Genomic DNA, 1,895 nt, shown 5'->3' on the forward strand with positions numbered 1-1,895 from the left:
GCCATGAAGCTCGACGAGCCCGCCCTGCGCCGCATGGACTGCCTGGCCCGCGTCCAGGAAAAGAAGCGGGCGAACACCGGCGCCACGGTCGCCGGTACGCCGGCCTTCCGTCTGGCGGCCGTCGGCTGAGCCGCCCGGTGGTCCGCACTGGCGGCCTCAGCCTGAGGGCGGCATCCCGAGAACAGGGCCGGGCGGCAGCTCCGCCGGCCCTGGGGGCGGCTCGTTCAGCCCCATCCGCATCTCCTTGACGACACGGAATCCCAACTGCTGGTAGAGCGCCTCCCCCGCATCGGAGGAGTGCAGCACCGCGGTGGTGCAGCCGATCGCGCGCAGATGGGCCAGAGCGTGCTCCATCAATTGCCGGGCGATGCCCTGGCGCCGGTAGGCGGGCTCGACGAAGACGCTCCAGACATAGCCGAAGCGGCGTACGCTCGGCAGCATGACCTCGGGATAGGGGACGCGGTGCAGCTGGCTGCTCGCCGAGCCGATCACCCGATCGTCGTCGTCACATGCGAGGAAGGTGGCGAGGCTGCGCTCGCGGCGGCCGACCTCGATGAAGTCCAGGATGATGGCGAGCGCGTCGGCGCGCATCTGCTCGGGCTGGATGCCGTAGCTCTTCCAGAGCGCGATGTGATGACGGGCCAGGATCTCGTCGTCCTGGCGATTGCCCTGCCTGATCCTCATTCAGGTTCTCCTGCCCGAGGCCGGCCATCCAACCAAGACATCCGGACAGCCGTCAAGCCGCACAGCGCATCCGCGATCACGCAGGGCCCGGCCGTCTGACCTGCGTCCGACTTCCCTGGGAACGGCCGGATCGGCCATGCGTTCGATCCCGGTACACCGACACCGCCATTGGGCGTGGCGTAGGGAGCCGGTCATGGCCGAACAGATTCCGCTGTCGCCGCAGGCAAGCGCGCTCGATCCGGAGCTGGATGCCGCGCGCAATGATCATACCCACGAGATAGCACCCGATCTGGCCTATCGCCGCCTGGGCATCGTCAACGTCATATTCTGTGGGCGGCCGGATGCGGGCGATCGCGGCTGGGTGCTGATCGATGCAGCGCTCGGGGGCACCGCTCCCTTCATCCGCGCCGCTGCTGCCGAGCGGTTCGGCCAGGACGCGCGACCGGCTGCGATCCTGCTCACCCACGGCCATTTCGATCATGTCGGTGAGCTCGTCCGGCTGGCAGAGGAATGGGACGTGCCGGTCTACGCCCACCCACTGGAGCATCCCTACCTGAACGGCCGGGCCAGCTACCCGCCGGGAGACCCGAGCGTCGGCGGCGGAATGATGTCGGCGGTGGCCCGGTTCTATCCGCGCGGGCCGGTCGACCTCGGCAGCCGGCTGCGCGCGCTGCCGGAAGACGGCAGCGTCCCGCATCTGCCCGGCTGGCGCTGGCTGCACACGCCCGGCCACAGCGTCGGCCATGTGTCGCTGTGGCGGGAAGCGGACCGGGCGCTGATCGCCGGCGACGCCTTCATCACCACCCGCCAGGAATCCGCCTATGCGGTCGCGGTGCAGGCAGCCGAGATGCACGGGCCGCCCATGTACTACACGGTGGAATGGGACAAGGCCGCCAATTCGGTGCGGCGCCTGGCGGCCCTGGAGCCGGAGCTGGTGGTGACGGGCCATGGCCATGCGATGCAGGGGCCGGAGATGCGCGCGGCGCTGCATGAACTGGCCGAGCGGTTCGATGCCGTGGCCGTGCCGGCCGAGGGACGCTATCTCCGCGAGCCGGCACGGGCGGAAGACGGCAGCGCCTACTGCTAGGTAGGGAACTCATTCAGGTCCATGCTGAGGCGACGGCGACGAGTGCGAGGGCGGCCAGGTAGTTCCGGGCGAGGCGGTCGTAGCGGGTGGCGATGCGCCGCCAGTTCTTGAGCCGGCAAAACAG

The 1,895-nt window shown here is 69.7% G+C and carries 2 protein-coding genes and 1 pseudogene; 1 reads left to right on the forward strand and 2 read right to left on the reverse strand.

Going from position 1 to position 1,895, the window contains the following annotated elements:
* Positions 1 to 156 precede the first annotated feature (156 nt).
* Positions 157 to 684 (reverse strand): GNAT family N-acetyltransferase, encoded by a 528-nt coding sequence (locus tag HLA95_RS27110; protein ID WP_191062111.1) that lies wholly within the window; start codon positions 682 to 684, stop codon positions 157 to 159.
* Positions 685 to 877: 193 nt separating this feature from the next.
* Here HLA95_RS27110 and HLA95_RS27115 point away from each other — a divergent pair, with 193 nt between their 5' ends.
* Positions 878 to 1,771 (forward strand): MBL fold metallo-hydrolase, encoded by an 894-nt coding sequence (locus HLA95_RS27115; RefSeq protein WP_191062110.1) that lies wholly within the window; start codon positions 878 to 880, stop codon positions 1,769 to 1,771.
* Between the two features lie 13 nt (positions 1,772 to 1,784).
* Here the strand turns inward: HLA95_RS27115 and HLA95_RS27120 are convergent.
* Positions 1,785 to 1,895 (reverse strand): annotated as a pseudogene (locus tag HLA95_RS27120) (IS5/IS1182 family transposase); the annotation flags it as partial.

Origin of the sequence: Geminicoccus harenae (genome assembly GCF_019800005.1) — a bacterium.
In the GTDB taxonomy this organism is placed as follows: Bacteria; Pseudomonadota; Alphaproteobacteria; order Geminicoccales; family Geminicoccaceae; genus Geminicoccus; species Geminicoccus harenae.

Coding starts and splice junctions, on each gene's coding strand:
- HLA95_RS27110 (WP_191062111.1), bottom strand. CDS start 684: ATGAGGATCAGGCAGGGCAATCGCCAGGACGACGAGATCCTGGCCCGT.
- HLA95_RS27115 (WP_191062110.1), top strand. CDS start 878: ATGGCCGAACAGATTCCGCTGTCGCCGCAGGCAAGCGCGCTCGATCCG.